Here is a 23,211-nt window from a genome sequence, read left to right as displayed (position 1 = left end):
TGTTAGATTTAATGCAATGGACAGCTTTGTGGCCAACGAGTATCGACATTGAATGGCAATAAGAACTGACGCAACCAACACAGTGAATGAAGATCTGAGCAAGTCAGAGAGGACACGTGAAGCCATTCTCTCGGCGGCCGCTCGACTTTTTCGGTACGAAAGCTATTACGCGACGACGATGCGCGACATCGCGCAGGAAGCAGGCGTTGAGGCCGGCAGCATATACTACCATTTTCAATCCAAGGACCAGATTCTGAGCGAGGTTCTCGAACTTGGTGTCCGTCAGCTCTACGAGGAGGTCCGAGAAATTGTTCGGGTTGCAAAGAAGAACCCGGAGGATTTCCGCAAGACCTTCGCATTGCTGATCGAAACACACCTGACCTACCTGTTGACTGAGAGCGATTTCACCTCGGCCAATATCCGGAACTATCCGATGTTGTCGGATGAAACCCGCGCGCCTCACCGTGAGTTGCGTGCCTCTTATGCAGGGGCCTGGGGCAGTTTCCTGAATGAAGCAAAACGTAACGGTCACCTTCGAAGTGACATATCCATTACTGTGATCCGCCAGTTCATCCTGAGTGCCATGAACTGGACCGTGGAATGGTACGATGTCGAAAAGTATCCGGTGCACATCCTCGCTGAACGTATGAGCAAGCTGATACTTGACGGTATGTGTTTGGATCGCAGAGCTGAAACAGAAGGTCTGAAGCTGACCCCCGCCGCTCCCGTCAATATCCTTGATACCAACGGCAAGGCCGCGAAGACCCGCGCAGAGATCCTGCGAGTGGCGGCGCGCGTTCTGAGGGACAATGGCTACAAGGCGACAACGCTGCGGAAGATCGCTGACGAAGCGGACATGAAGGCGGGTAGCGTCTACTACCATTTCAAATCCAAGGAAGCGATCGTGGACGAGGTACTCAACGAAGGGTTAAGCGATCTGCTATCCGGTGTCAGTGCAGCCGTTCAGAAGTTCGATTCCCCATGCGATCATCACACCAGAATAGCAACCGCAATCTGGACGCATCTGGATTTTCTCTTTAAGGCAAGCGAGTTCACCTCAGCGAACATCAGAAGTTATGGGATGCTGCCCAACCACTTTCGGGAAAGGCACCGAGGCATTCGCCACGACTACGGGCGACTTTGGGACATGATCCTTCGCGAAGCGCAGCAAGACGGTGCGATAAGGTCGGATATCAAGATCGTTCCTTTGCGCCAGGTGATGTTGGGTGCCTTGAACTGGACGGTAGAGTGGTTCGACCCGAACAAGGCAGGAGTGGAAGGGTATCTCTCACTGCCTGAGTTCTCCGGTATGCTCATCAAGCTTCTGCTGGAAGGAATTTGCAACCGGGAAACCGCCCCGTCTACAGGACAAGGCACGCCCTGAAAGCAGTCGCAGTGGTCAGACCAGAAGGAAGTGATACAGCCCTTCCGCAACCGCCTTTTCCCGGTCCGTCTGCCAGGTGATCACGCTGACGCTCGCCATCCGCTTGCCCTTGCGCGTCACATTGGCGCGGGCAAAAAGCGGCCCCTTCACGCCAGGTCGGAGGTAATCGACGGTCAGGTTAATCGGCTTGGCCGGGACATCCGCGAAGTCGGGCTGTACCGCGATCGCGGCCGTGGCTTCCATGAAACTCGCGATGATTCCGCCATGGTAGTACTCCATGACAGGGTTACCGATATGGCGGTCATCAAAGGTCATTTCAGCCTCGGCATGAAGGTTGTCCAAGCTTCGGATCTCAAAATTGAGAAATCGGAAGAACGGCACCCTGGATACATTGGCATTGGCAGTTTGCACATCCATCACGAGGTTTTTCCTTTAGTCATCGCATCAAACAGGTCAGTGCCGCCGCGCGTCAAAGCAAACGAGGCGGTTCCACGGGCAATTTCAGCATCCTCATGGCCCTCGAACCAGACGCTGCCGGAATTGAAGGCAATATGGCGGGTCTTCCGAAAACAATGCGCGCGAACGATGACATCCGCGCGCGAATAGGCGGGGCGCAGGTAATCAACTCTGAGGTCGAGAGTGGCCATGGTGCTGACGCCATCGATTGCCACAAAGTTTGCCAGTCCGAAGACACTGTCCAGGAGAGCCGTCAGGATACCGCCATGAAGCAGGGTCTGGTCCGCATCGACGCAAAAATCCGGATTAAACGGCATCCGAACCCGAACACCTTCGCTCGAAACCTCTTCGATCTCAAGCGCCATATGCGTAATCAGACCCTTGCCGCGCGCATTCCACATTTGCGCGATTTCCTCCATCTTCTTTTTGGTGATGTCAGACATGCGATCTTTCCTTTAACGCCCAGTGAAGTTGGGTTTTCGTTTCTCGATGAAAGCAGCAACCGCCTCGTGGTGGTCTTCGGTCTGATGCATGAGTGCCTGATAGGCCGCCGCGGAATTCAGGAAATCTGGTAGATCCATTCGTTCGGCATTGCGCATCAGACGCTTGGCGATTCGCACCGCGCGCGGTGGTTTCGCGGCGATCACGGCGGCCCGTTCGCGGGCCCGTTCCATCAATTTTTCATGGGGCACAAGTTCAAGCACCATGCCAAGCTCCAGTGCCTCTTCGGCCTCGACCATGCGCCCCGAGAAGGTCAGATCGGCGGCCTTCTGGTGGCCCAGACGACGCAACAGGAACCAGCTGCCTGCATCGCCCGGAATAATCCCGAGATTCAGAAATACCTCGCCGAACTTTGCTTTCTCCGATGCGATGCGCATGTCGCACATCATGGTCAGGTCGCACCCCGCGCCGACCGCGGGTCCGTTGACCGCGGCGATCGTCGGAACATCCAGGTTATAGAGCGCCTGTGGCAGGCGCTGCACCCCATCGACATAGCTCTGCGCCGCCGCAAGCGGCTCCTTGCGAAAGATGCTGTCGGGGTCGTTCATCTCCTTGATGTCGCCGCCGGCACAAAAGGCCGGGTCGGCGCCGGTCAGGATCATGACGCTGACCTGCGGGTCTGCCTGCACCTTGGCGAATGTGTCCAGAAGGGCGGCGATCATTTCATTACCGGTGATCGGGTTGCGACGCTCGGGATCGTTCAGCGTGACCGTGGCGATCCTGTCGCAAATGTCCAAAAGGACGGGTTGCTTACTCATTCTTTCCATCTCCGCGTTCGCGTTTTTCGAACATGTCGGGATTGATCATGTCGCGGGCATCGTGGCCCATATGCAGGGTTTCCCCACCGTCCACATAGATATCTTCGCCGGTGATGAAATTCCCCAGATCGGACGCCAGGAAGATGATTGTCCCGGCAATGTCCTCGGCCATACCCATCCGGTTCAGGACCGAGCGGTTAAGCTTCTTCCACTGTTCCGGTGAAATGGGGTAGCGGCCAAGCGCATCGGTCTTGATCGTGCCCGGCGCAACACAGTTCAGACGGATCCCGTATTCGCCCCATTCGGCGGCCAGTGTCTTCATCATGCCGGTCACGCCAGCGCGGGCGGCGACGGTGTGCGTAAAGCCGGTGAGTGCGGTGCGCGCTGAAATGGCGGTGACAAACACGACCGATCCGCCGTTGTCATACATGAAGTGATCGGCAACGGCGCGGGTCATCTGCCATGACCCGATCAGGTTGTTGCGGATCACGGCCTCGAAGCCCTTGTTGGTGATATCGCGGGCGGCAGCGATGTACTGGCCGCCCGCATTGTTCACCAGAACATCGAGCTGACCGTAATGGTCCTTGATCCGTTCCATCGCGGTTTCGATGCTGTCCTCGTCACGGGTATCGCCGGGCACGACAAACGCCTCGCCCCCCGCTGCCCGGATCATCTCGGCGGTTTCCTCCAGCGGCTCTTCCCGGCGTGCAAACAGCGCAAGTCTGGCCCCGCAGGAGGCCATTTCAAGCGCTGTCGCCCGGCCCATACCTGATCCGGATCCCGTGACCAGGGCAACCTGTCCCGCCATGAGATCCGGCGCGTAGCGCCTTGATTTTTCTTCGCTCATGTTTCGACCCCTTAGTTTTTCAGAAGTTCGCCAGAGATGATGAGCTTGCGCACCTCCTGGGTGCCCGCGCCGACCTCGAGCACGCGACCGGTACGGTAGAGCCGGTTCACTTCGGTATCGCGCATATAGCCCGAACCGCCGTGAATCTGGACGGCCTTGTCCAGCACGAAGGATGTCGCCTCGGCGGCCTTGTAGATTGCCGCAGCGGTGAGCTTGTGGATCTCGCCACGCCCGCCTTCGCCCTCTTCAAGGCCCTCACACATGGCCGCGGTACGCAAGGACAGGCTGCGCGCCGCCTCGATCTGGGTGTACATGTCGGCCAGCATCGCCTGCACCATCTGGAAACTGGCGATCGGCTTGCCGAATTGCTGCCGTGTCTTGGCGTAGTCGATGGAAATATCCAGCGCCCGCTGCGCAATGCCCATTGCGTTGAAGCAGACGATGGCACGTTCCAGATCCAGCCCGGACATCGTCACGGCAACGCCGCCATCCAGTTTGCCGACCATATTCTTGGCCGGAACGCGGCAATCTTCGAACACCAGTTCCCCGGTGGGCGAGCCACGGAAGCCCATCTTGTTGAGCTTCTGGGCAACCTTGAAACCTGGCGTGTCGGTTTCAACGATGAAGGCGGAAATTCCCTTGGCCCCTTTTTCCGGCGAGGTCTTGGCATAGACCAGGACCAGATCGGCAATCGGTCCGTTGGTGATGTAGATCTTGGAACCGTTCAGGATGTAGTCGTCTCCATCCTTTTTGGCCGTGGTCCGCATCGAACCGAGCGCGTCAGACCCCGCGCCGGGTTCGGTCAGACCCAGGGCGCCGATCAGCGTGCCGTCGCAAAGGCCCGGCAGATACTTGCGGCGCAGGTCGTCACTGGCGTTGCGATAGATGTTGTTGACGCACAAGTTGTCGTGGGCCACATGGGTTAGCCCGATGGCGGCAGAGGACCGCGAAAGCTGTTCGGTGATGATACAGGCCGAGGTAAAATCCAGCCCCGCACCGCCGAATTCAGGCGGCACGTTCAGGCCCAGATAGCCCATCTCGCCAAGCTTGGGAAAGACCGAAGGCGGCAGGTCATCAGTGTCGTCCATTTCCGCATTCAGATGGTGAAACTCGGACATGAAGAACTTGCCGGCCTGATCGGCCAGAGCCTGTTGCTCCTCCGTCATGAAATGTGTTGGCAAAGCGGTGTCGTTGCGAAGTTGCTTGTTCATGGTTTCGTCCCCCCCTCAGGCGCGCAGAAGTTCTTCGGCAATGATGATCTTGCGGACTTCGCTTGTGCCCGCGCCGATTTCCAACAACTTGTTGGCGCGGAACAACCGGTTGATCTCGGTGTCCTGCATGTAGCCAGAGCCACCATGGATATGGCAGGCTTCGGTCACCGCCTTGTTGAATGCCTCGCCGGCGTACAGACAGGCCGCCGCAGTCAGTTTGTGAATTTCGCCGCGGCCTCCGGCCCCTTTTGGCAGGCCCGTACAGGCGGCCAGCGCTCGATACCCGAAGGCGCGCGCCGTCTCGACCTCGATGTAGATCTCGGCCAGTTTCGACTGCATCATCTGGAAACTTGCGATCGGCTTGCCGAACTGTTCGCGAATTTTGGCGTATTCCAGACCCAGTTCCAGCGCGCGTTCGGCCATGCCAACGCAGACTGAGGCAACCATAGCACGCTCCAGATCCAGCCCGCTCATTACCACCGAAACGCCGGTGTTTTCCTCACCCACCATGGCGGATGCGGGCACGCGGCAATCTTCGAACACCAACTCTCCGGTCGGAGAGCCTCGGAAGCCCATTTTATCGAGCTTTTGCGCCACCTTGAAGCCGGGATTGTCGGTCTCAATGATGAAGGCGGAAATGCCCTTGGCGCCCTTCGATTTGTCGGTCTTTGCGTAAAGCAGAATCACGTCGGCAATCGGGCCGTTGGTGATGTAGATCTTCGAGCCGTTGATGACGTAGTCATCACCGTCACGGCGCGCGGTGGTCGCCATGGACCCAAGCGCATCGGATCCCGCACCCGGTTCGGTCAGACCCAGAGCACCGACAAGCTCGCCCGAGCAAAGGCCCGGTACGTATTTCTTTACCTGCTCTTCGGACCCGTTGCGCAGCAGGTTGTTCAGGCACAGGTTGTCATGCGCGCCATGCGACAACCCCACAGCCGGGTTCCATTTCGAGATCACCTCGGACACCAGCGCCTGGGTGAATTCATCTTGTCCCGATCCGCCCAGCTCCTCGGGAGCGGTGATTCCCAGCAGGCCCAGCTCACCCATTTGCTTGAACAGGTCTTCGGGCCACCATTCTTCCTCGTCCATGCGCGCCTGCAACGGGTGCAGTACCTCGCGCGACACACGATCCACGTGATCGACAATCTGGCGTTGCTCGTCGGTCAACGAATAGTTTGCCCTGATGGCTTCCAGGTCAGCCGCGATAGCCTCACTTTGAGTCGTCATATCATCCTCCCGAGAAATGTCGTTTGTGGCGTTGACCAAAATCAAACACATGTTAGAAAATAGATCAAGCCAAGCTTTTTGCGACCTGACGTTAGAAGGCACGGCGCACAAACTATTTTGGGGGAGCTTCGGAAATGGGTGAGAGCGTTGTTCAATCGCAGATGCGTGGCGACGAAGTTCGTATCACGATTCGACGTCCTGAGAATCGAAATGCCCTAAACCGTGAAGTCGCAGACGGGATCATGGCCGCCATATATGCTGCCGAGAAGGACAGCGATTGCCGTGTGATCGTTCTGACCGGCGAGGGAGATCGCGCCTTCTGCGCCGGCGGCGACATCAAGGCGGGTGCGGACGGTGGTCCGTTCGTTCAGGATCCGGCCGATCCTGATCATTTCGCCGGAAGGTTGTTCGAAACGATACAGGCCTGCCGAAAGCCGACGATCGCGCGTGTCAACGGCGTCGCGATGGGGGCAGGGGCGGGCATTATCTGTGCCTGCGATCTGGCTGTGATGGCGGACCACGCCCGCATCGGAACGCCGGAAGTGAAGGTGGGTTTGTTTCCCATGACGATCGTACCACCCATGATGCGCGTGCTCCCCCGACGCAGGTTGATGGAGATGTTCATCACCGGCGTCCCTCTGACGGCCGAGGAAGCCCTGCAATTCAATCTGGTCAACTATGTGACCGATGCCGCGGGGTTGGACGACAAAGTTGCAGAACTGGTTGCCCAGATTGCTGCGCAGTCGCCGAGCGCGATCCGGCTGGGAAAATACGCCTGTCATGCGATGGAGGACATGACCTATCCGCAGCAAATGCGGTTTGCAGAAACGCTATTGCCCCGCGTTGCACAGACAGAAGATGCGCGCGAGGGCTTTGATGCCTTCATTGCGAAACGCAAACCTGAATGGACAGGCCGCTGATCAAGCGGGGAGGAGAAGCATATGTCAGATCGAAAACTGCGCATTGGATGCGCATCGGGATTTTGGGGCGATACGCCTGAAGCGATCGGTCAACTGGTCTCTAAGGGCGAGATCAACTATCTAGTGTTCGACTATCTGGCCGAGGTGACAATGTCGCTGATGGCGCGTGCCCGCGCCAAGACACCCGAGTCGGGCTATGCGCCGGATTTCGTCAAGGCGCTGGCACCCTGGTTGCCGGACATCAAGGCCAAGGGGATCAAGGTCGTTGCCAATGCCGGGGGCGTGAACCCGCGCGGCTGCCGCGACGCGCTTGCCAAGGCCGCTGCCGAAGCCGGGATCGATTTGTCCATCGGAGTCGTGCTGGGCGATGACCTGTTGCCGAAGGCCGACGAAATTCGCAAAAGCGGTCAGACGGAAATGTTCTCGGGTGTCGAGTTTCCGGGCGACATCTGGAGCATGAACGCCTATCTGGGTGCCCGCCCCATCGCGGCCGCGCTGGATGCCGGGGCCGACATCGTAATCACGGGGCGCTGCGCCGACAGCGCGGTCGCGCTTGGCCCCCTGATGCACGAATACGGCTGGGGCGATGACGACTGGGACAAGCTGAGCCAGGGATCGCTGGCGGGTCACCTGATCGAATGCGGCCCCCAGGGAACGGGCGGCAACTTTACCGACTGGCAGGACGTGCCGGGTTGGGACAATATGGGGATGCCCATCGTCGAGGTGTCGGAAGACGGCAGTTTCGTCATGACCAAGACGCCTGACACCGGCGGGCTGGTCGTGCCCGGATCGGTCGGAGAGCAGATGCTCTATGAAATCGGTGATCCGCGCGCTTACCTGTTGCCCGACGTGATCTGCGACTGGTCCGGGGTCAACCTGGAACAGGTCGGACCCGATCGGGTGCTGGTCAAGGGCGGCAAGGGTCTCGGGCGCACCGACAGCTACAAGGTGTCGGCGACCCATGCAGATGGCTGGCGCGCGGTCTCTACCCTGACACTGGCCGCGATTGATGCACCCGCCAAGGCCGAACGCGTGGCCGAGGCGATCCTGACCCGCTGTCGCCGGATTTTCCGCGATCGCAACATGGGCGATTTCCGGCAGGTCAGCGTCGAAGTGCTGGGCGCCGAGTCCACTTATGGCGCAAATGCGCGCGCCCAGACCCGCGAAGTGGTGCTCAAGATCGGCGCGGTCCATGACGATCGCACCGCGCTGAACATCTTTGCCGGAGAAATCGCGCCCATGGCGATTTCGACCGCGCAGGGTCTGACCGGGTTCTTCGTCGGACGGCCAAAGGTACAGCCGGTGGTCCGTCTGTTCTCCTTCCTGCAGAACAAGGCCGACACCCCCGTCGCAGTCGAGGTCGACGGCAAGGATGTGCCCGTCGCCGTGGCCACCAGTCCAGTCCACCTTGATCCGCCTGCCGCGCCGCCGGCAGATAGCCGCGCGCCCGGTCCGGACGCGATCAAGGTGCGCCTCGTCGATCTGGCTTGGGGACGCTCAGGCGACAAGGGGGATATCGCCAATATCGGCATCCTTGCGCGCAAGCCGGACTACCTGCCATATATCCGCTCGGCTCTCAGCGAAGAGGTGGTGAAAGACTATTTCTCCCATGTCTGCGAAGGCAAGGTCGAGCGGTTCGACCTGCCCGGAAGCCATTCGCTGAACTTCCTGCTGCATGAATCGCTGGGCGGGGGCGGCATCGCCTCGGTCCGCATCGATCCGCAAGGCAAAGGGTTTGCGCAGATGCTGCTTGATATTGAAATTCCTGTGCCGGTCGATCTGGCCGCGCGCGACGGGCTGAACGCCTCGGACCGGAACTAAAAGGACAATACCATGACCATTTCAAAACTCCTGGTCGCCAATCGGGGTGAAATCGCGGCGCGCGTGTTACGCACCGCCAAGGCCCGCGGCCTTGCGACGGCTGTGTTGAGCCACGTCGCTGAACAAGAGGGGCCGGCCCACCTGATCGCAGACGAGATTGTGATGATCGAAGGGCCAACGCCTGTGGCCGCCTATCTCGATATTCCGCAGATTGTCGAGGCTGCAAAGAAAATCGGCGCCGACGCGGTGCATCCCGGCTATGGCTTTTTGTCCGAGAATGCGGCCTTCGTCGCGGCGCTGGAAGAGGCCGGTGTGACATTTGTCGGCCCGACGTCCGAGACCATCGACCTGATGGGCGACAAGGTCCGTGCGCGCGCCTTTGTCGAGGAGCACGGCTTCCCGGTTGCCCCCTCGGCGATCGAGGATGACGATCCGGCGAGTTTTGTCGAACGCGCCCGCGCCGTTGGCTATCCGCTGCTCATCAAACCCTCGGCCGGAGGCGGCGGGAAGGGCATGCGCGTCGTGCGCGAGGATAGCACGTTGGAGACCGAAATCGCAACCGCGCGCCGCGAAGGCCAGCGGTATTTCGGCGACGGTCGTCTGTTCGTCGAATGCTATATCGAACGTCCGCGCCATATCGAGGTGCAGGTGATGGGTGACGGGCAGGGCAACGTGGTCCATTTCTGGGAACGCGAATGTTCGATCCAGCGCCGGTTCCAGAAGATTATCGAAGAAACGCCGTCACCGGCGCTGACCCCAGAACAGCGGGACGAGATATGTGAAACCGCTGCGGGGATTGCCCGCGCCGTCAAATACCGCGGGGCAGGGACCGTCGAATTCATTTATGCGCAGGACGGGGCCTTTTACTTCCTCGAAATGAACACCCGCCTTCAGGTCGAACATCCGGTGACCGAACTGGTGACTGGCTTCGATCTGGTCGCCGAGCAACTGCGCATCGCTGCAGGCGAGGGGCTGAGCGCGACGCAGGCGAATATTCCGCAGACTGGCCATTCAATCGAACTACGCATCTGTGCCGAGGACGCGACGGCCGATTTCCGCCCCTCGATCGGGGATCTCCTGCTGCTGGATGAACCCTCCGGCCCCGGCGTGCGCGTGGACAGCGGCATTCTGGACGGCGGCAAGGTGACCACCGATTTCGACCCGATGCTGTCTAAGCTGATCGTGCATGGCCGCGACCGCGTGGAGGCCATCGCCCGTGCGCGGCAAGCGGTGCAAAACTATGTGGTTCTCGGGGTGACGACCAACACCGGATACCTAGATGCAATCCTTGCACATCCAGATTTTGCCTCGGGCGATGTTTCAACCGGCTTCCTAGCTGAACAATCCGAAACGCTGACTGCACCGGGGGAAGATATCTCTGACCTGCTGATGGCGGCGGCGGCCCTGTCAGACGAACGGCTGGTGAGCGACGTAATGCAAATACCGGAAATGCACCGCAAGATGGGCGGGTGGAGAAACTGATGCAACGGATCTTTCAGATCGACGGAGAAGAGACTGAATGTTGGTTGGGCCATGATGGCAGCCGGTTCGTACTTAATACCCCCAATGGTACTGTTGCCTGCCAATTGGACCCGACGGGCCTGCCGGGCGGTTATACGTTGCGGGCTAAGGGTGTTGTCCGCGAATTGCGACTGGCCGTGGGGCCGGAAGCAACTTTTGTGCACATGAACGGCCGCACCTACGAAGTCGGGCGGGTTGATCCCGCCGAGCGCCTGGCTGGAAGCGATGGTGGCACAAGCGATGATCGGTTGGTCGCGCCTATGCCCGGAGTCGTGGTGTCGGTCGCGGTCAAACCCGGCGATACAGTTGAAGAAGGCCAGCCGCTTTTGGTTATCGAAAGCATGAAGCTGGAAACCACACTGACGGCGCCACGCGACGGGGTCGTTGCCGAAATGCCATTCGCCGAAGGCGACAGTTTTGGGCTGAAAGATATCCTGGCCCAATTGGCCCCGGAGGAGAAGTGAGAATGCGCAGGATTGAAAGTCTGATCGATACCAACGCCGCCGACTACAAGGCAAATTATGCCGCCATGTCCGAGCGGCTGAAGGAATTTCACGCCCGCCAGCACGCGGCGCGTTTCGAACGCCCGCAACGCGACATTGACCGCCTTGAGCGGCAAAACAAGCTGGGCGTGCGCGAACGGCTAAAACTGCTGCTGGACCCCGGCACACCGTTTCTGGAATTCTCCACCCTCGCAGCCTGTCGCGAATATGACGGAACAGTGCCGGGTGCCGCCGTGGTTACGGGCATTGGCATCGTGCAGGGCCGCGAGGTCGCTATTCATGCCAATGACGCCAGCGTCAAGGGCGGTGCCTGGTATCCGCATACCGTGAAAAAGGTCGTGCGCCTTCTGGATGTCGCGCTGGAGAACCGGTTGCCGGTCGTCCATATCTGCGACAGCGCCGGCGGTTTCCTGCCGCTGCAACATGGCGTCTTTCCCGACCGCTATCTGGGCGGGCGGGTGTTTCGCAACCAGGTCAAGCTGAGTCAGGCCAATATCCCGCAGATTGCTGTGGTCGGCGGGCATTGCACCGCAGGCGGTGCCTATGTACCTACGCTGAGCGATTACAACATCATCATCGAAGGCACTGGGGCGATTTTCCTTGGCGGTCCCCCGCTGGTCAAGGCGGCCACCGGCGAAGAGGTCGGTGTTCAGGAACTTGGTGGGGCGGTTATGCATACCTCGGTTTCGGGCACCGGCGATTATCGTGCCGCGACCGAACAGCACGCCTTTTCACTGGCGCGCGAGATTGTCAGCCAATGGAAACGCACACCGAAAACGATCATCGAAACTGCTTCCTATGAAGAGCCTTACTACGAGCCGAAGGAGCTTTACGGGATCATTCCCAAGGACCGGAAAACCCAATTCGACATGCGCGAGGTTCTGGCCCGGGTCGTGGACGGTTCGCGCTTTCACGAATACCAGCCCGACTACGGCACCACGATGATTTGCGGTTATGCCCATATCTGGGGCTACAAGGTCGGCATCCTTGCCAACAACGGGGTGCTGTTCAACGACAGCTCGCTCAAGGCGGCGCATTTCATTCAGCTGTGCAACCAGAACCGTACGCCTCTGGTCTTTTTCCAGAACATCACCGGCTATATGGTGGGCCGCGAATACGAAGAACGCGGCATCGCCAAGGACGGCGCCAAGATGCTGATGGCGCAGGGCGGCTCGGTCGTGCCGAAGTTTACCGTGATCGCCAATGCCTCTTACGGGGCAGGCAATTACGGCATGTGCGGACGGGCCTGGGATGCACGCACGCTGTTCATGTGGCCGCAGGCCGAAATCGGCGTGATGGGTGCGGATCAGGCTGCCAATACCATGGCCGACGTCAAGATCCGGCAGCTTCAGCGCGAAGGCAAAGAACTGAGCGAGGAAGAAATCGCCGCGATCCGTGATCCCGTGCTGGAGAAATTCCGCCGAGATGTCGAAGCCTATACCTCGACCTCGGAATTGTGGGACGATGGCATCCTTGACCCGGCGGACACACGCAATGCGCTTGGCATGTCGATTTCCGCCTCGCTGAACGCGCCGATCGATGATCCGCACTACGGGATCTTCCGGCTGTAACTGTACGAGGGACGGCACACCGAGCTACGGAGTGCCGTACCCTATCAAGGCGTTACGATCTGGCGCTTTCGGAATCCGAAGAAATCCGTCCCGAGACCGGACAGGTCAGGACGACGTCCGCCGCGCCTCCTGAATGGAGACGACGTCAGAGGCGGCGATCTCGGGCCGGTCGGCCTCGACCACCTTCAGCGGCTCGACGGGCATCAATCCGACCAGACAGTCACGCGCGAGTTGCCGGTATTCCGCCGTGCCGCGAGTCTTCCAAGCGACTTCTTTCTCGCTGACCTCGCGGATCACCTTTGCCGGAGATCCGACCACCATCGAACGGGGCGGAATGACGGTTTCGCCTCGCACAAAAGCCTGCGCGCCAACGATTGATTCCGCCCCAAGCTCAACGCCATCCATGATGACGGCGTTCATACCGACCAGAGCATTCCGGCCCACAGTGCAACCGTGCAGGATCGCGCCGTGACCGATATGACCGTCGGTTTCCACCACTGCGTCGCGGCCGGGAAAAGAATGGATGATGCAGTTGTCCTGCACATTGGCGCCATCACCGATCACGATCCTGCCGAAATCGCCCCGCAGGCTTGCTCCGGGTCCGATGTAGCATCCATCACCCAGGATGACATTTCCGATCAGAACGGCCTGAGGATGGACATACGTATCCTCGGGAACAACAGGTATAAACCCCTTGAATTCATAACAATACGCCATTCTCTTTCCCTTTCGTAGTCTGGGTGTCGCTGGTTTCAGGAAACAAGCAACAAACGTTCATCGTCCGTCTTGCCGGAATTCAAAGGCCTAAAATGTATTGATTTCCAGAACCCGCAGTCAAGAAAAACTAACATACGTTAGAATCCAACGCAAGCACCCGACGTCACGGCGTGAAGATGTTGACAGTTCCCAAGGTTAGGATCTAAATTCTAACAAATGGTAGAAATTGGTTTGGCAGCGCGTTCAGAATAGCCGGACGAAACATGGGAGAGAGAGAAATGACAGGCAAAGCCTATGTCGTCGGCGTCGGGATGGTCCCGTTCCAGAAGCCGGGAAAATCCGAGAGCTACGATGTGATGGCAACCGCGGCGACCCGATCCGCTCTGGCCGACGCGGGTCTGGACTACGAAAAAGTCCAACAGGCCTATGTGGGCTATGTCTATGGCGACAGCACCTGTGGACAGCGCGCCTTGTACCATGTCGGAATGACCGGCATCCCAGTTGTGAATGTGAACAACAATTGCTCGACCGGGTCGTCTGCCCTGTTCCTGGCGCGTCAGGCCGTGGAAAGCGGGGCGGTGGAATGTGCTCTGGCGCTTGGGTTCGAACAAATGCAACCCGGCGCAATCGGCGCGATGTATCATGATCGGGTCAGCCCGTTTGCGGCTTTCGACGAAGAAACCGACGATCTGGTTGGCAGTTCGGAGATCCCACTGGCACTGCGGTACTTCGGCGGTGCGGGCAAGGCGCATATGGACGAGTTCGGCACGCCTCTTGAGACCTTCGCCAAGATCCGCGCCAAGGCCAGCCGCCATGCGGCCAAGAATCCGGTGGCCCTATTCCGTCAGGAAGTGACGGCGGAAGACGTCATGGCTGCGCAGGTGGTCTGGCCCGGCGTCATGACCAAGCTTATGGCCTGTCCGCCAACCTGTGGCGCAGCCGCCGCGATCATCTGTTCCAAGGAATTCGCCGACAAGCACGGACTGGACAGTTCGGTTCGGATCGCGGCGCAGGCCATGACAACGGACGGTCCGGAAACCTTCGAAGCCCATGATATGCGCGAGGTGGTCGGCTTTTCGATGGCCAAGCGCGCCGCCGATCAGGTCTACGAGGCTGCGGGCATCGGGCCCGAAGACGTGGATGTGGTCGAACTGCACGACTGTTTCGCCCACAACGAACTCATCACCTATGAGGCGCTTGGCCTTTGCGGCCGAGGTGAAGCTGCGAAGTTTGTTGATGATGGTGACAACACCTATGGCGGAAAATACGTGACCAACCCGTCGGGCGGTTTGTTGTCCAAAGGTCATCCTCTTGGGGCGACCGGCCTTGCGCAATGTACCGAGCTTGTCCAGCAGTTGCGCGGGCAGGCTGATGCGCGCCAGGTCGATGGCGCGCGCCTGGCACTTCAGCACAATCTGGGCCTCGGTGGGGCCTGTGTCACCACACTTTATGAGAAAGCCTGATAGCGCCTTTCGGGAGGAATTAATATGACTGGAAAACTCGACGGGCGTGTTGCCCTGGTCTCGGGTTCGGGCCGAGGCATTGGCCGCGAAATCGCACTCAAACTGGCCTCGGAAGGGGCCCGGGTAGTGGTCAACGATCTGGACGCCGACCCGGCCAATGAAGCCGCTGAAGCTATCCGCGCCGCTGGCGGCGAAGCGGTGGTCTGCGCCGGCAGCGTGACCGAAGACGGTTTTGCCGAACGGTTCATCAAGACGGGCGTCGACAGCTTCGGAGGACTCGACATCATCGTGAACAACGCCGGCTACACCTGGGACAGCGTCGTTCAGAAGATGACCGACGAGCAGTGGCAGGCGATCATCGACGTTCACATGACCGCGCCCTTCAAGATCCTGCGCGCCGCCCAGCCGGTAATCAGCGCCAAGGCCAAGGAAGAGGCCGCCGCCGGAAAGGAAGTGTTCCGCAAAGTGGTGAACATTTCGTCTATCGCCGGCACTGGCGGTAACGCGGGGCAGATCAACTATTCCGCCGCCAAGGCCGGCATACTGGGTGTCACCCGGACGATGGCCAAGGAATGGGGCCGCTACAAGGTCAACGTCAATGCCGTGGCCTTCGGCCCGATCCGCACCCGTCTGACGGAGGGCAGCGCGGACGGTGACAGCACGATCAAGGTCGAGGAAAAAGAGATCAAGGTCGGCGTCAACCCTGATCTTCTGTCCCAGATGGAGCGCATGATCCCGCTGGGTCGGGTCGGTACTCCAGAAGAGGCTGCTGGTGCTGTCTATCTGTTCTGCTCACCCGAATCGAACTTCATCTCGGGCCAGCACATCATCTGCGGTGGCGGCTTCGTGATCTAAGGCATTTGCCCGGACCCGATGACGGGGTCCAGGCAAGCACATTAATGTCTGGGCGGCCTCATGGCGGTCGCCCATGCGGAATTTCACGCAAACTCTAATCTGGCACGATCACGACGATTGACTCACTTGCGTTATTCACCTAACGGTCGTTAGTTAGACGTTGGGGCGAAACGAAGATCTATGGCACAAAACACGGCAAGCAAAGTCAACGAGACATCGCGCAGCGCAGTCGGACGGGACGGGGTGCTCGACATTGCCGCGCGGCTTTTCCGCGAACAAGGCTACGGGTCCGTTTCGCTCCGAAAAATTGCCGAGGCCGCCGGGATCAAGGCGGGTAGCATATACTATCATTTCGGTTCCAAGGACGAGATCGTCGTGGCCGTTCTTGATGCAGGGATTCGAGTCGTTCACGCGAGCATGAGAGACGCCATCACCGATCTGCCAGCCGATACCGACGGCGAAACGGTACTGCGCGCCGCGATCCGGGCGCATCTGCGCGCGCTTCTTGATGTGAGCGATTATACGTCGGCGAATGTGCGTATTTTCGGGCAGGTGCCGCAATCCGTGCGGGATGCCAACTTGCCCACGCGACGGGCCTATGAGGCCGAGTGGGACAGTCTTCTGTCCCAGCTTAAGAAAGACGGCACGCTGAAGCAAGACGTCGATATCCGCCGCCTGCGCCTGATGCTGATCGGTACATTGAACGCCACGCTCGATTGGTTCGACCCGGACCGCGGTAGCGCCGATGCGTTGTCACACACCTATGCCGATGTGTTCCTCAACGGGATACTCCAAAGACAGGATACCTGACTTCATGGCACGTCTTGAAACAGCGGTGCTGACCGCATCAGAGACCTACACCCTCAACCACGCCGCACAAAGCGAGCGCGTCGAAACGCTGCGCGCGCGGATCGCCGAAGCAACGGCTGGCGGCCGTCCCGACATGGTCGCGCGGCATCGCAAGCGCAGCAAGCTGTTGGTTCGCGAACGGATCAACCTGCTGGTGGATCCGGGCACTGCGTTTCTTGAGCTGTCGTCGCTTGCCGCCTACGGTCAATACGGAGGCGAGGTGCCCGGTGCGGGGATCGTGACCGGTATTGGGATCGTCCACGGGCTGCCCTGCGTTGTGATCGCCAACGATCCGACAGTGAAGGGTGGTTCTTTCTATCACGAAACCGTGCAGAAACACATTCGCGCCCAGGAAATCGCGGCGGAAAACCGGTTGCCCTGCCTCTATCTGGTGGACTGCGGCGGGGCCTATCTGCCTGAACAGGACAGGGTCTTCCCCGATGCTCGCCATTTCGGCAATTCCTTCTATCGCCAGACCAACATGTCGGCCAGCGGTCTTCCGCAGATCTCGGCCGTGTTCGGCGGCTGCACGGCGGGCGGGGCCTATATTCCCGCCCTGTCGGACGAGGTCATCATGGTGCGCGGCAACGCGCGCATCCATCTGGGCGGGCCGTCGATTGTCAAGGTGGCGATCAACGAAGAGGTCGATGGCGAAACGCTGGGCGGGGCCGAGATGCATTCGCGTGTCTCCGGCGTATCCGACCACCTGGCCGAGGACGAGCACCACGCGCTCGCACTGATGCGCGACATTGTGGCCGAGCTTGGTCAGTCGCGCCCGATTCAGGCAGACGAGGTGCCCCAGCCGCCTGCGCGTGATCCGTCCGAGCTGCTTGGCGTCATCAGCGCCGACCGCAAGGAGCCCTACGACATGCGCGAGGTTCTGCTGCGCATGATCGACGCCGGCGAATTCCGCGAGTTCAAGCCCGGATGGGGTGAAACATTGGTTTGCGGCACGGCACGGATCCACGGCTATCGCGTGGGTATTCTGGCCAACAACGGGGCGCTTCTGTCCGAAAGCTCGCTCAAGGGCGCGCAATTCGTATCCATGTGCGATCAGCGGAACATCCCGCTTGTTTTCCTGCACAACATTTCCGGTTTCATGGTCGGCACCGACGCCGAACGCGGTGGTATCGCCAAAGACAGTGCCAAGCTGGTCTATGCCATGTCGGTGGCCAAGGTGCCGCGCCTGTCGGTTTTGCTGGGGGGCTCATACGGGGCGGGAAATTACGGCATGTGTGGACGGGGTTTCGCTCCGAATTTTCTCTTTGCCTGGCCAACGGCAGAATTGGCTACCATGTCCGCCGACATCGCCACCAATGTGATGCTGGAACTGCGCCGCCAGAAGGGGGGTGACCCAGACAAAATGGAGGCCGACATGAAGCTGATCGAAGAGCAGGTGCGCGCCCAGTATGGTGAACAATCCGATCCCTATTATGCCACCTCGCGGCTTTGGGATGACGGGCTGATCGAACCCGCGCAAACCCGCGATATCCTTGGCCTGTGTCTGGCCATTGTGACGTCGGTGCCCGAAGTCGGTCGTCATACGCCTGTTTTCAGAATGTGAGGCCGACGCCATGTCGACCACTTATCAAACCATCCTTGTCGAAACCGATGCGCGAGGAGTTGCCACTGTCGCGCTCAACCGCCCGGACAAGCACAACGCGCTGAACGGCACGCTGATCGCCGAGCTTTACGACGCGGCCCAGAAGTTGGCCGCGGATGAAAGTGTGCGGATCGTGGTCCTGACCGGCATAGGAAAAAGCTTCTGTGCAGGCGGCGATTTCAACTGGTTCGCTTCGAATGTCGAGAAAAGCCGCGCCGAGCGGGTCGAACAAAGCGCTACCTTGGCACGGCTTTTGCGCCGTCTTGACACGCTGCCCAAGCCCTTGATCGGGCGGATCAACGGCCCAGCCTATGGTGGCGGTGTCGGTATGATCTCCGTCTGCGACTACACCGTCGGTGCCGAAGGCGCGCGCTTCGGTCTAACCGAGGTCAAACTGGGCCTGCTGCCCGCGAATATATCGCCTTACGTGGTGGCCCGCATCGGCAAGGTGCATTCGCGTGAAACCATGCTGTCGGGCGCGTTGTTCGACACGGCCCGCGCCGAGAGGATTGGACTATTGACGGAAGTTGTCGCGCCCGACGGTCTGGACGCCGTGGTGGACCGTGTGGTGCACGATCACCTTCAGGCTGCGCCGGGTGCAGTGGCCGATACCAAGGCGCTGATCGCCTATGTCGCATCGCACGATCTGGAGACCAATATGATCTACACCGCCGACCGGCTAGCCGATGCGTGGGAGACTGAGGAAGGTATCGAGGGCATCAATAGCTTCATTGACAAGGACATTCCGTCATGGCGGGTGAAATGAGCTTCGCCCGCGTTCTGATCGCCAACCGGGGCGAGATTGCCCGGCGCATCCAGCGCGGGTGCCGCAAGCTGGGATTGGAAAGCGTGGCAGTGTTTTCGGATGCAGACCGCGAAGCGCCCTTCGTGGCGGAGGCCGATCACGCCGTCTGTATCGGCGGGGCCGCGCCTGCGGACAGCTACCTGAACGTCGAGGCCATTCTGGACGCCGCGCGCGCGACCGGCTCAGGGGCAGTGCATCCGGGCTATGGCTTCTTGTCGGAAAATTCCGGTTTCGCCGCAGCGGTCGAGGCGGCGGGCCTTGTGTTCATCGGGCCTTCTGCCGCTGCAATCGCACGGATGGGAAGCAAGATCGAAGCCAAGGCCGCCGCCGAGGATGCGGGAGTTCCTGTGCTGCCCGGCTATCGCGGCGAAGATCAGTCCGACGCACGATTGCTGGAAGAGGCGCGCATGCTTGGCACCCCGTTTCTGGTTAAGGCCAGCGCCGGTGGGGGCGGGCGCGGCATGCGGCTTGTTTCTGATCTGAGCGGCGCGTCTGAAGCAATCGCATCTGCCCGGGCCGAAGCGCAAGGTGCCTTCGGCGATCCCGCAGTGTTCCTTGAGCGCTACGCGCCTCGTGCGCGGCATGTCGAAGTGCAAGTGTTCGGCGACAGCCATGGCAATGTCCTGCACCTCGGTGACCGCGACTGTTCGCTTCAACGCAATCATCAGAAGCTGATCGAAGAAGCCCCTGCTGCCGATCTTCCCGAGGCCCTTCGCGACGAAATGCGCGCAGCATCTGTGCGACTGGCGCAGGCGATAGGTTATCGGTCCGCTGGGACGGTTGAGTATCTTTATGACTCCGAGCGCTGCGAGTATTACTTCCTTGAGATGAACACCCGCCTTCAGGTGGAACATCCGGTGACCGAGGCCATCACCGGCATTGATCTGGTCGAATGGCAGTTGCGTATCGCGCGGGGCGAGACCCTGACATTGGCGCAATCGGATGTGCAGTTTAACGGCCACGCCATCGAAGTGCGCATCGCCGCCGAGAACCCCGCCGAGAATTTCCGCCCCGAAACCGGCAAGATCACCCTTTGGGCGCCGCCTGCTGGCATGCGGCTCGATAGCGGCGTCGCGGCTGGGTCAATCGTCAGCCACCATTACGATTCGATGTTGGCCAAATTGATCACCCATGCGCCGGACAGGGCGGGGGCAATCCGTCAGGCCATTGCTGCGATTGATGCCTTTGTGGTGGGCGGCGTCGGGTTGAACCTGTCTTATCAGCGGGCGCTGTTGAACCATCCTGATTTTCATGCCTTCCAGCATCATACCTCGGGCCTTGCCGAGTTGTTCCCGGATGGCTGGGCAGAACCGACGCCCAAAGCCGAGGACGCGGGCCTCGCCGCCATGGCGCTGCATCTGCACCTCACTCCGGCAGGCGCATCGCCTTGGGACAGCCTTGGATCTTGGCGGCTCACGGCCCCTGCGGGACTGCCCGGCGCTGCGTTCTATTGGAGCGCATCCGAGGAAGATCCGATCCGCGTGACCCAAGCCGGAGCGGGGCTAACCGCCAAATTGCCAGACGGCCAGAACATCACAACCGAAACAGTCACCTTGACCGGAGACCGTCTGAGCGGACGCATCGACGGCGTTCCGTTTTCGCGCATCGCCCATGTCGTGCGCGCGCCGGGTCACTGGCGGGTGCACCTGCAAACCCCTGCCGGAATGACTGCGACAGACCTGCGTACGCTGGAAGATCAGCATCTGCAACGTGCCACCGGCGGATCTGGCGGCGCTGACATGTTGTCGGCGCCCATGCCCGGCGCCGTTGCCGAGGTACGTGTCGCGCTCGGCGACCGCGTCGAAGCCGGTGACACGCTGGTGGTGCTGGAGGCCATGAAGCTCTTGCAAAGCCTGCCCGCGCCGGTCGCGGGCGTGGTGACAGAAATCTATTGTGCACCAGGCGATACGGTCGCCGGGCACGCCCCACTTATCAAACTCGACCCGGAGGAAAACACATGACCAGACAAGACACCATCACCGCGGCCACCGGCCCGTTCAACGAAGACCTCAACATGATCCGCGACCAGCTGCGCCGGTTCATTGAAACCGAAGTGACCGCTAAGGCGGAGCCCTGGGAAGAGGAGGGCATGGTGCCCCGTGACGTGCTGCGCCGGATGGGCGATCTCGGCGTGCTGGGGATGCGCTATGACAAACAATATGGGGGTGCGGGGCTGGACGTGGTGTCCAGCGTGGTACTGGCCGAAGAGGTTGGGCGGTCTACCTTCGGCGGGTTCTCGGCCACGGTACTGGTCCATACCGATATGGCCTCGCCGCATCTGGAAAATGCCGGCACGCCGGAACAGAAGGCGCGCTGGATGCCATCGATCGTATCGGGCGAAAAGATCACCGCCGTGGCCGTGACTGAACCGGGCGCAGGATCGGACGTGGCTGGCATGCGTACCCGCGCGGTGCAGGACGGGTCGGACTGGGTGCTGAACGGCACCAAGATGTTCATCACAAACGGCGTGCATGGCGACCTCTACTTTGTCGGTGCCAAGACCGATCCCGATGCAAAGGGTTCCCGCGGGATCACCATGTTCGCGATCGAAAAGGGTACGCCGGGCTTTTCGGTCGGTCGGGCGCTGAACAAGACCGGCTGGCTGTGCTCGGACACTGCCGAGCTGATCTTCGAAGATGTCCGCATCCCGGCCGAAAACGTTTTGGGCGAGGTCAACCGCGGCTTCTATTCGGTGATGAAGAACTTCCAGAACGAACGCATCGTGCTGGGTGCGATGGCCTGTGCCGAAGCGCAATCCGCGCTGGACATGACAGTGGAATACGTCAAGCAGCGCAAGGCCTTTGGCGGTGTTCTATGGGAAAAGCAGGTGGTGCGCCAGCGGCTGGCAGACTGCCAGACGAGGATCGCGGCGGGACGGCAGCTGGTCTATCATGCCGCAGGTCTGGACGCGGCGGGCCACGATTGCGTGAAGGAGGTCTCGATGGTCAAGGCCTATTGCGGCGAACTGGTAAACCGCGTGCTCTACGACTGCGTCCAGTTTCACGGCGGCATGGGCTATATGCGCGAAACCCCGGTTGAACGCATGTCGCGCGATGCCCGTGTACAGGCCATCGGCGGCGGGGCGAGCGAGGTCATGTTGGAAGAAGTCGCCAAGCGCATGTGAGCTTACCCATCCGGCAAATCGACGATCTACAGAAACAAGGACGAAACAGATGAATTTGGAAGCCACTCAACGCCAACCATTCGCAAGACTGACCCGAGAGATCTCAATAATACTCATCGGCACAATACTTCTGACACTATCCGCCAAAATCGCGGTGCCGTTCTACCCGGTACCGATGTCAACACAAACCCTGGTGGTGTTGGGTCTCGGCCTTTTCCTGGGGCCGGTGCGCAGTAGTCTAGTTGTTGTTGCATACCTTCTGGAAGGTCTGTTTGGCCTGCCGGTTTTTGCTGGCACGCCTCCCGCACCGGCGGGTCTGGCCTATTTTGCGGGTCCCACTGGCGGATTCTTGATTGGGTTTGCGCTCGCGGCGGCGGCTGCAGGATGGATGGTTCAAAAGCTGGCAGGGCTTCCGCCTTCAATCAGAGCATCTGTAGCGGTCCTCTCCGGTTCGATACTTATGTATTGCGCAGGGCTATTCTGGTTGGGTGGCTTTGTCGGCTATGGCGAAAAATTGCTGAACGCCGGGCTTTACCCGTTCCTGCTTGGAGACCTGACGAAGGCAGCAATTGCTGTAGTGCTGTATACAGGTTTCCATAATCGGGGTCACGCTTGACTGCTGGGCTTTGTTGCCTTGTTCCAGCGCCGGTTCTGACCGGCGCTGGACGCCAGCCCGAGGCTTCCAAAGCTATGCAAAAGCAAACGGCGGCTTTGCAAGTCCCAGACTTTTCACTGTCAGAAAGTGGTCGTATTCAATGACAAAACGCAGCATGTTTCACACAGAGCCGGAACCGTGTCGCGCGCGTGCAGAACAGGTGGCCGAGGGAATCCTGAGGATCGTTGCGAGCAATCCAGGGAAGATGACCTATCACGGGACGAACAGCGACATCATTGATACACCTGACGGTCGGTTCATTCTCGATCCGGGTGCAGCAGAAGACAGTGCACATTTCGAAGCAATTGTCGAGAATCTGGGAGGCAACCCGGCCGGAATTCTAAAGCGTTTCTAAATTAACTTGAGGCATACCCGGCAGCCTTGAAGTAGTTCCAGCATTCGGTTGGATCATAGAGT

22 protein-coding genes are annotated in these 23,211 nt (G+C 59.9%); 15 read left to right on the top strand and 7 right to left on the bottom strand.

What is annotated here, in order from left to right; translation table 11 throughout:
• Nucleotides 1-52: 52 nt before the first annotated feature.
• Nucleotides 53-1,384 (top strand): TetR/AcrR family transcriptional regulator, encoded by a 1,332-nt coding sequence (locus tag MF268_RS20255; RefSeq protein ID WP_273545119.1) that lies wholly within the window; start codon nt 53-55, stop codon nt 1,382-1,384.
• 15 nt (nt 1,385-1,399) lie between these two features.
• Here the strand turns inward: MF268_RS20255 and MF268_RS20250 are convergent, their stop codons facing one another.
• Genes MF268_RS20250 through MF268_RS20225 form a run of 6 tightly spaced genes read right to left on the bottom strand, consistent with a single transcriptional unit; the run spans nt 1,400 to nt 6,387 of the window.
• Nucleotides 1,400-1,801 carry a PaaI family thioesterase gene (locus MF268_RS20250; protein WP_027238768.1) on the bottom strand — a complete coding sequence of 134 codons (402 nt, stop codon included), beginning with the start codon at nt 1,799-1,801 and terminating at the stop codon, nt 1,400-1,402.
• The gene (locus MF268_RS20245; RefSeq protein ID WP_238372680.1) at nt 1,801-2,283 is read right to left on the bottom strand and encodes a PaaI family thioesterase; all 483 of its coding nucleotides are present in this window, start codon (nt 2,281-2,283) and stop codon (nt 1,801-1,803) included. Before MF268_RS20245 ends, MF268_RS20250 begins: the two co-directional genes overlap by 1 nt.
• Nucleotides 2,284-2,295: 12 nt before the next feature.
• Nucleotides 2,296-3,099 (bottom strand): enoyl-CoA hydratase-related protein, encoded by an 804-nt coding sequence (locus MF268_RS20240; RefSeq protein ID WP_238372679.1) that lies wholly within the window; start codon nt 3,097-3,099, stop codon nt 2,296-2,298.
• Nucleotides 3,092-3,946 carry an SDR family NAD(P)-dependent oxidoreductase gene (locus MF268_RS20235; RefSeq protein WP_238372678.1) on the bottom strand — a complete coding sequence of 285 codons (855 nt, stop codon included), beginning with the start codon at nt 3,944-3,946 and terminating at the stop codon, nt 3,092-3,094. The genes MF268_RS20240 and MF268_RS20235 overlap by 8 nt, the downstream gene beginning before the upstream one ends.
• An 11-nt stretch (nt 3,947-3,957) precedes the next feature.
• Entirely contained in the window at nt 3,958-5,157 is a 1,200-nt protein-coding gene (locus MF268_RS20230) for an acyl-CoA dehydrogenase family protein (protein ID WP_027238772.1), read from the bottom strand.
• Between the two features lie 15 nt (nt 5,158-5,172).
• Nucleotides 5,173-6,387: an acyl-CoA dehydrogenase family protein gene (locus MF268_RS20225; RefSeq protein WP_051360508.1), complete on the bottom strand. Its 1,215-nt coding sequence runs from the start codon at nt 6,385-6,387 to the stop codon at nt 5,173-5,175.
• Nucleotides 6,388-6,521: 134 nt separating this feature from the next.
• On the opposite strand from MF268_RS20225, the gene MF268_RS20220 reads away from it, so the two are divergent.
• From MF268_RS20220 to MF268_RS20200, 5 genes are read left to right on the top strand one after another with little or no spacing between them, the layout of a single operon-like run.
• The gene (locus MF268_RS20220) at nt 6,522-7,307 is read left to right on the top strand and encodes an enoyl-CoA hydratase-related protein (protein ID WP_027238774.1); all 786 of its coding nucleotides are present in this window, start codon (nt 6,522-6,524) and stop codon (nt 7,305-7,307) included.
• 21 nt (nt 7,308-7,328) lie between these two features.
• Complete coding sequence (locus MF268_RS20215; RefSeq protein ID WP_238372677.1) at nt 7,329-9,128, top strand: acyclic terpene utilization AtuA family protein; 1,800 nt, start codon at nt 7,329-7,331, stop codon at nt 9,126-9,128.
• A 12-nt stretch (nt 9,129-9,140) separates the two neighbouring features.
• Nucleotides 9,141-10,610: an acetyl-CoA carboxylase biotin carboxylase subunit gene (locus MF268_RS20210; RefSeq protein WP_238372676.1), complete on the top strand. Its 1,470-nt coding sequence runs from the start codon at nt 9,141-9,143 to the stop codon at nt 10,608-10,610.
• A complete protein-coding gene (locus MF268_RS20205) occupies nt 10,598-11,113 on the top strand; it encodes an acyl-CoA carboxylase biotin carboxyl carrier protein subunit (protein ID WP_238372675.1) in 516 nt (171 codons plus the stop codon). The genes MF268_RS20210 and MF268_RS20205 overlap by 13 nt, the downstream gene beginning before the upstream one ends.
• Before the next feature lie 2 nt (nt 11,114-11,115).
• Nucleotides 11,116-12,723 (top strand): acyl-CoA carboxylase subunit beta, encoded by a 1,608-nt coding sequence (locus tag MF268_RS20200; RefSeq protein WP_238372674.1) that lies wholly within the window; start codon nt 11,116-11,118, stop codon nt 12,721-12,723.
• 105 nt (nt 12,724-12,828) lie between these two features.
• Here MF268_RS20200 and MF268_RS20195 read toward each other — a convergent pair whose 3' ends face one another.
• On the bottom strand, nt 12,829-13,440 hold the full coding sequence (locus tag MF268_RS20195) for an acyltransferase (protein WP_238372673.1): 612 nt from the start codon (nt 13,438-13,440) through the stop codon (nt 12,829-12,831).
• 278 nt (nt 13,441-13,718) lie between these two features.
• Between MF268_RS20195 and MF268_RS20190 the strand changes: the two genes are divergently transcribed.
• From MF268_RS20190 to MF268_RS20150, 9 genes are all read left to right on the top strand, one after another.
• Entirely contained in the window at nt 13,719-14,903 is a 1,185-nt protein-coding gene (locus tag MF268_RS20190; protein WP_238372672.1) for a lipid-transfer protein, read from the top strand.
• Nucleotides 14,904-14,927: 24 nt separating this feature from the next.
• On the top strand, nt 14,928-15,758 hold the full coding sequence (locus tag MF268_RS20185) for an SDR family NAD(P)-dependent oxidoreductase (protein WP_111368597.1): 831 nt from the start codon (nt 14,928-14,930) through the stop codon (nt 15,756-15,758).
• A 180-nt stretch (nt 15,759-15,938) separates the two neighbouring features.
• The gene (locus MF268_RS20180; protein ID WP_238372671.1) at nt 15,939-16,568 is read left to right on the top strand and encodes a TetR/AcrR family transcriptional regulator; all 630 of its coding nucleotides are present in this window, start codon (nt 15,939-15,941) and stop codon (nt 16,566-16,568) included.
• Nucleotides 16,569-16,572: 4 nt separating this feature from the next.
• The gene (locus tag MF268_RS20175; RefSeq protein WP_238372670.1) at nt 16,573-18,171 is read left to right on the top strand and encodes an acyl-CoA carboxylase subunit beta; all 1,599 of its coding nucleotides are present in this window, start codon (nt 16,573-16,575) and stop codon (nt 18,169-18,171) included.
• Nucleotides 18,172-18,181: 10 nt separating this feature from the next.
• Nucleotides 18,182-18,976: a crotonase/enoyl-CoA hydratase family protein gene (locus MF268_RS20170; RefSeq protein WP_238372669.1), complete on the top strand. Its 795-nt coding sequence runs from the start codon at nt 18,182-18,184 to the stop codon at nt 18,974-18,976.
• Complete coding sequence (locus MF268_RS20165; RefSeq protein WP_238372668.1) at nt 18,961-20,976, top strand: ATP-binding protein; 2,016 nt, start codon at nt 18,961-18,963, stop codon at nt 20,974-20,976. The genes MF268_RS20170 and MF268_RS20165 overlap by 16 nt, the downstream gene beginning before the upstream one ends.
• Entirely contained in the window at nt 20,973-22,139 is a 1,167-nt protein-coding gene (locus MF268_RS20160; protein WP_238372667.1) for an acyl-CoA dehydrogenase family protein, read from the top strand. Before MF268_RS20165 ends, MF268_RS20160 begins: the two co-directional genes overlap by 4 nt.
• 49 nt (nt 22,140-22,188) lie before the next feature.
• Nucleotides 22,189-22,755 carry a biotin transporter BioY gene (locus MF268_RS20155; protein WP_067626865.1) on the top strand — a complete coding sequence of 189 codons (567 nt, stop codon included), beginning with the start codon at nt 22,189-22,191 and terminating at the stop codon, nt 22,753-22,755.
• 139 nt (nt 22,756-22,894) lie between these two features.
• Nucleotides 22,895-23,149 (top strand): MBL fold metallo-hydrolase, encoded by a 255-nt coding sequence (locus MF268_RS20150; RefSeq protein ID WP_238372666.1) that lies wholly within the window; start codon nt 22,895-22,897, stop codon nt 23,147-23,149.
• The last annotated feature ends 62 nt before the right edge of the window (nt 23,150-23,211 follow it).

Source organism: Heliomarina baculiformis, from assembly GCF_019966545.1.
Taxonomy (GTDB): Bacteria; Pseudomonadota; Alphaproteobacteria; order Rhodobacterales; family Rhodobacteraceae; genus Heliomarina; species Heliomarina baculiformis.
The sequence above is the reverse complement of the archived record's forward strand: the minus strand, read 5'-3'. Positions and strand labels throughout refer to the sequence as shown.

Excerpts from the sequence above, each read along its gene's own strand:
- MF268_RS20255 (WP_273545119.1), top strand. The coding sequence starts at position 53 with ATGGCAATAAGAACTGACGCAACCAACACAGTGAATGAAGATCTGAGC.
- MF268_RS20250 (WP_027238768.1), bottom strand. The coding sequence starts at position 1,801 with ATGGATGTGCAAACTGCCAATGCCAATGTATCCAGGGTGCCGTTCTTC.
- MF268_RS20245 (WP_238372680.1), bottom strand. The coding sequence starts at position 2,283 with ATGTCTGACATCACCAAAAAGAAGATGGAGGAAATCGCGCAAATGTGG.
- MF268_RS20240 (WP_238372679.1), bottom strand. The coding sequence starts at position 3,099 with ATGAGTAAGCAACCCGTCCTTTTGGACATTTGCGACAGGATCGCCACG.
- MF268_RS20235 (WP_238372678.1), bottom strand. The coding sequence starts at position 3,946 with ATGAGCGAAGAAAAATCAAGGCGCTACGCGCCGGATCTCATGGCGGGA.
- MF268_RS20230 (WP_027238772.1), bottom strand. The coding sequence starts at position 5,157 with ATGAACAAGCAACTTCGCAACGACACCGCTTTGCCAACACATTTCATG.
- MF268_RS20225 (WP_051360508.1), bottom strand. The coding sequence starts at position 6,387 with ATGACGACTCAAAGTGAGGCTATCGCGGCTGACCTGGAAGCCATCAGG.
- MF268_RS20220 (WP_027238774.1), top strand. The coding sequence starts at position 6,522 with ATGGGTGAGAGCGTTGTTCAATCGCAGATGCGTGGCGACGAAGTTCGT.
- MF268_RS20215 (WP_238372677.1), top strand. The coding sequence starts at position 7,329 with ATGTCAGATCGAAAACTGCGCATTGGATGCGCATCGGGATTTTGGGGC.
- MF268_RS20210 (WP_238372676.1), top strand. The coding sequence starts at position 9,141 with ATGACCATTTCAAAACTCCTGGTCGCCAATCGGGGTGAAATCGCGGCG.
- MF268_RS20200 (WP_238372674.1), top strand. The coding sequence starts at position 11,116 with ATGCGCAGGATTGAAAGTCTGATCGATACCAACGCCGCCGACTACAAG.
- MF268_RS20195 (WP_238372673.1), bottom strand. The coding sequence starts at position 13,440 with ATGGCGTATTGTTATGAATTCAAGGGGTTTATACCTGTTGTTCCCGAG.
- MF268_RS20190 (WP_238372672.1), top strand. The coding sequence starts at position 13,719 with ATGACAGGCAAAGCCTATGTCGTCGGCGTCGGGATGGTCCCGTTCCAG.
- MF268_RS20185 (WP_111368597.1), top strand. The coding sequence starts at position 14,928 with ATGACTGGAAAACTCGACGGGCGTGTTGCCCTGGTCTCGGGTTCGGGC.
- MF268_RS20180 (WP_238372671.1), top strand. The coding sequence starts at position 15,939 with ATGGCACAAAACACGGCAAGCAAAGTCAACGAGACATCGCGCAGCGCA.
- MF268_RS20175 (WP_238372670.1), top strand. The coding sequence starts at position 16,573 with ATGGCACGTCTTGAAACAGCGGTGCTGACCGCATCAGAGACCTACACC.
- MF268_RS20170 (WP_238372669.1), top strand. The coding sequence starts at position 18,182 with ATGTCGACCACTTATCAAACCATCCTTGTCGAAACCGATGCGCGAGGA.
- MF268_RS20165 (WP_238372668.1), top strand. The coding sequence starts at position 18,961 with ATGGCGGGTGAAATGAGCTTCGCCCGCGTTCTGATCGCCAACCGGGGC.
- MF268_RS20160 (WP_238372667.1), top strand. The coding sequence starts at position 20,973 with ATGACCAGACAAGACACCATCACCGCGGCCACCGGCCCGTTCAACGAA.
- MF268_RS20155 (WP_067626865.1), top strand. The coding sequence starts at position 22,189 with ATGAATTTGGAAGCCACTCAACGCCAACCATTCGCAAGACTGACCCGA.
- MF268_RS20150 (WP_238372666.1), top strand. The coding sequence starts at position 22,895 with ATGACAAAACGCAGCATGTTTCACACAGAGCCGGAACCGTGTCGCGCG.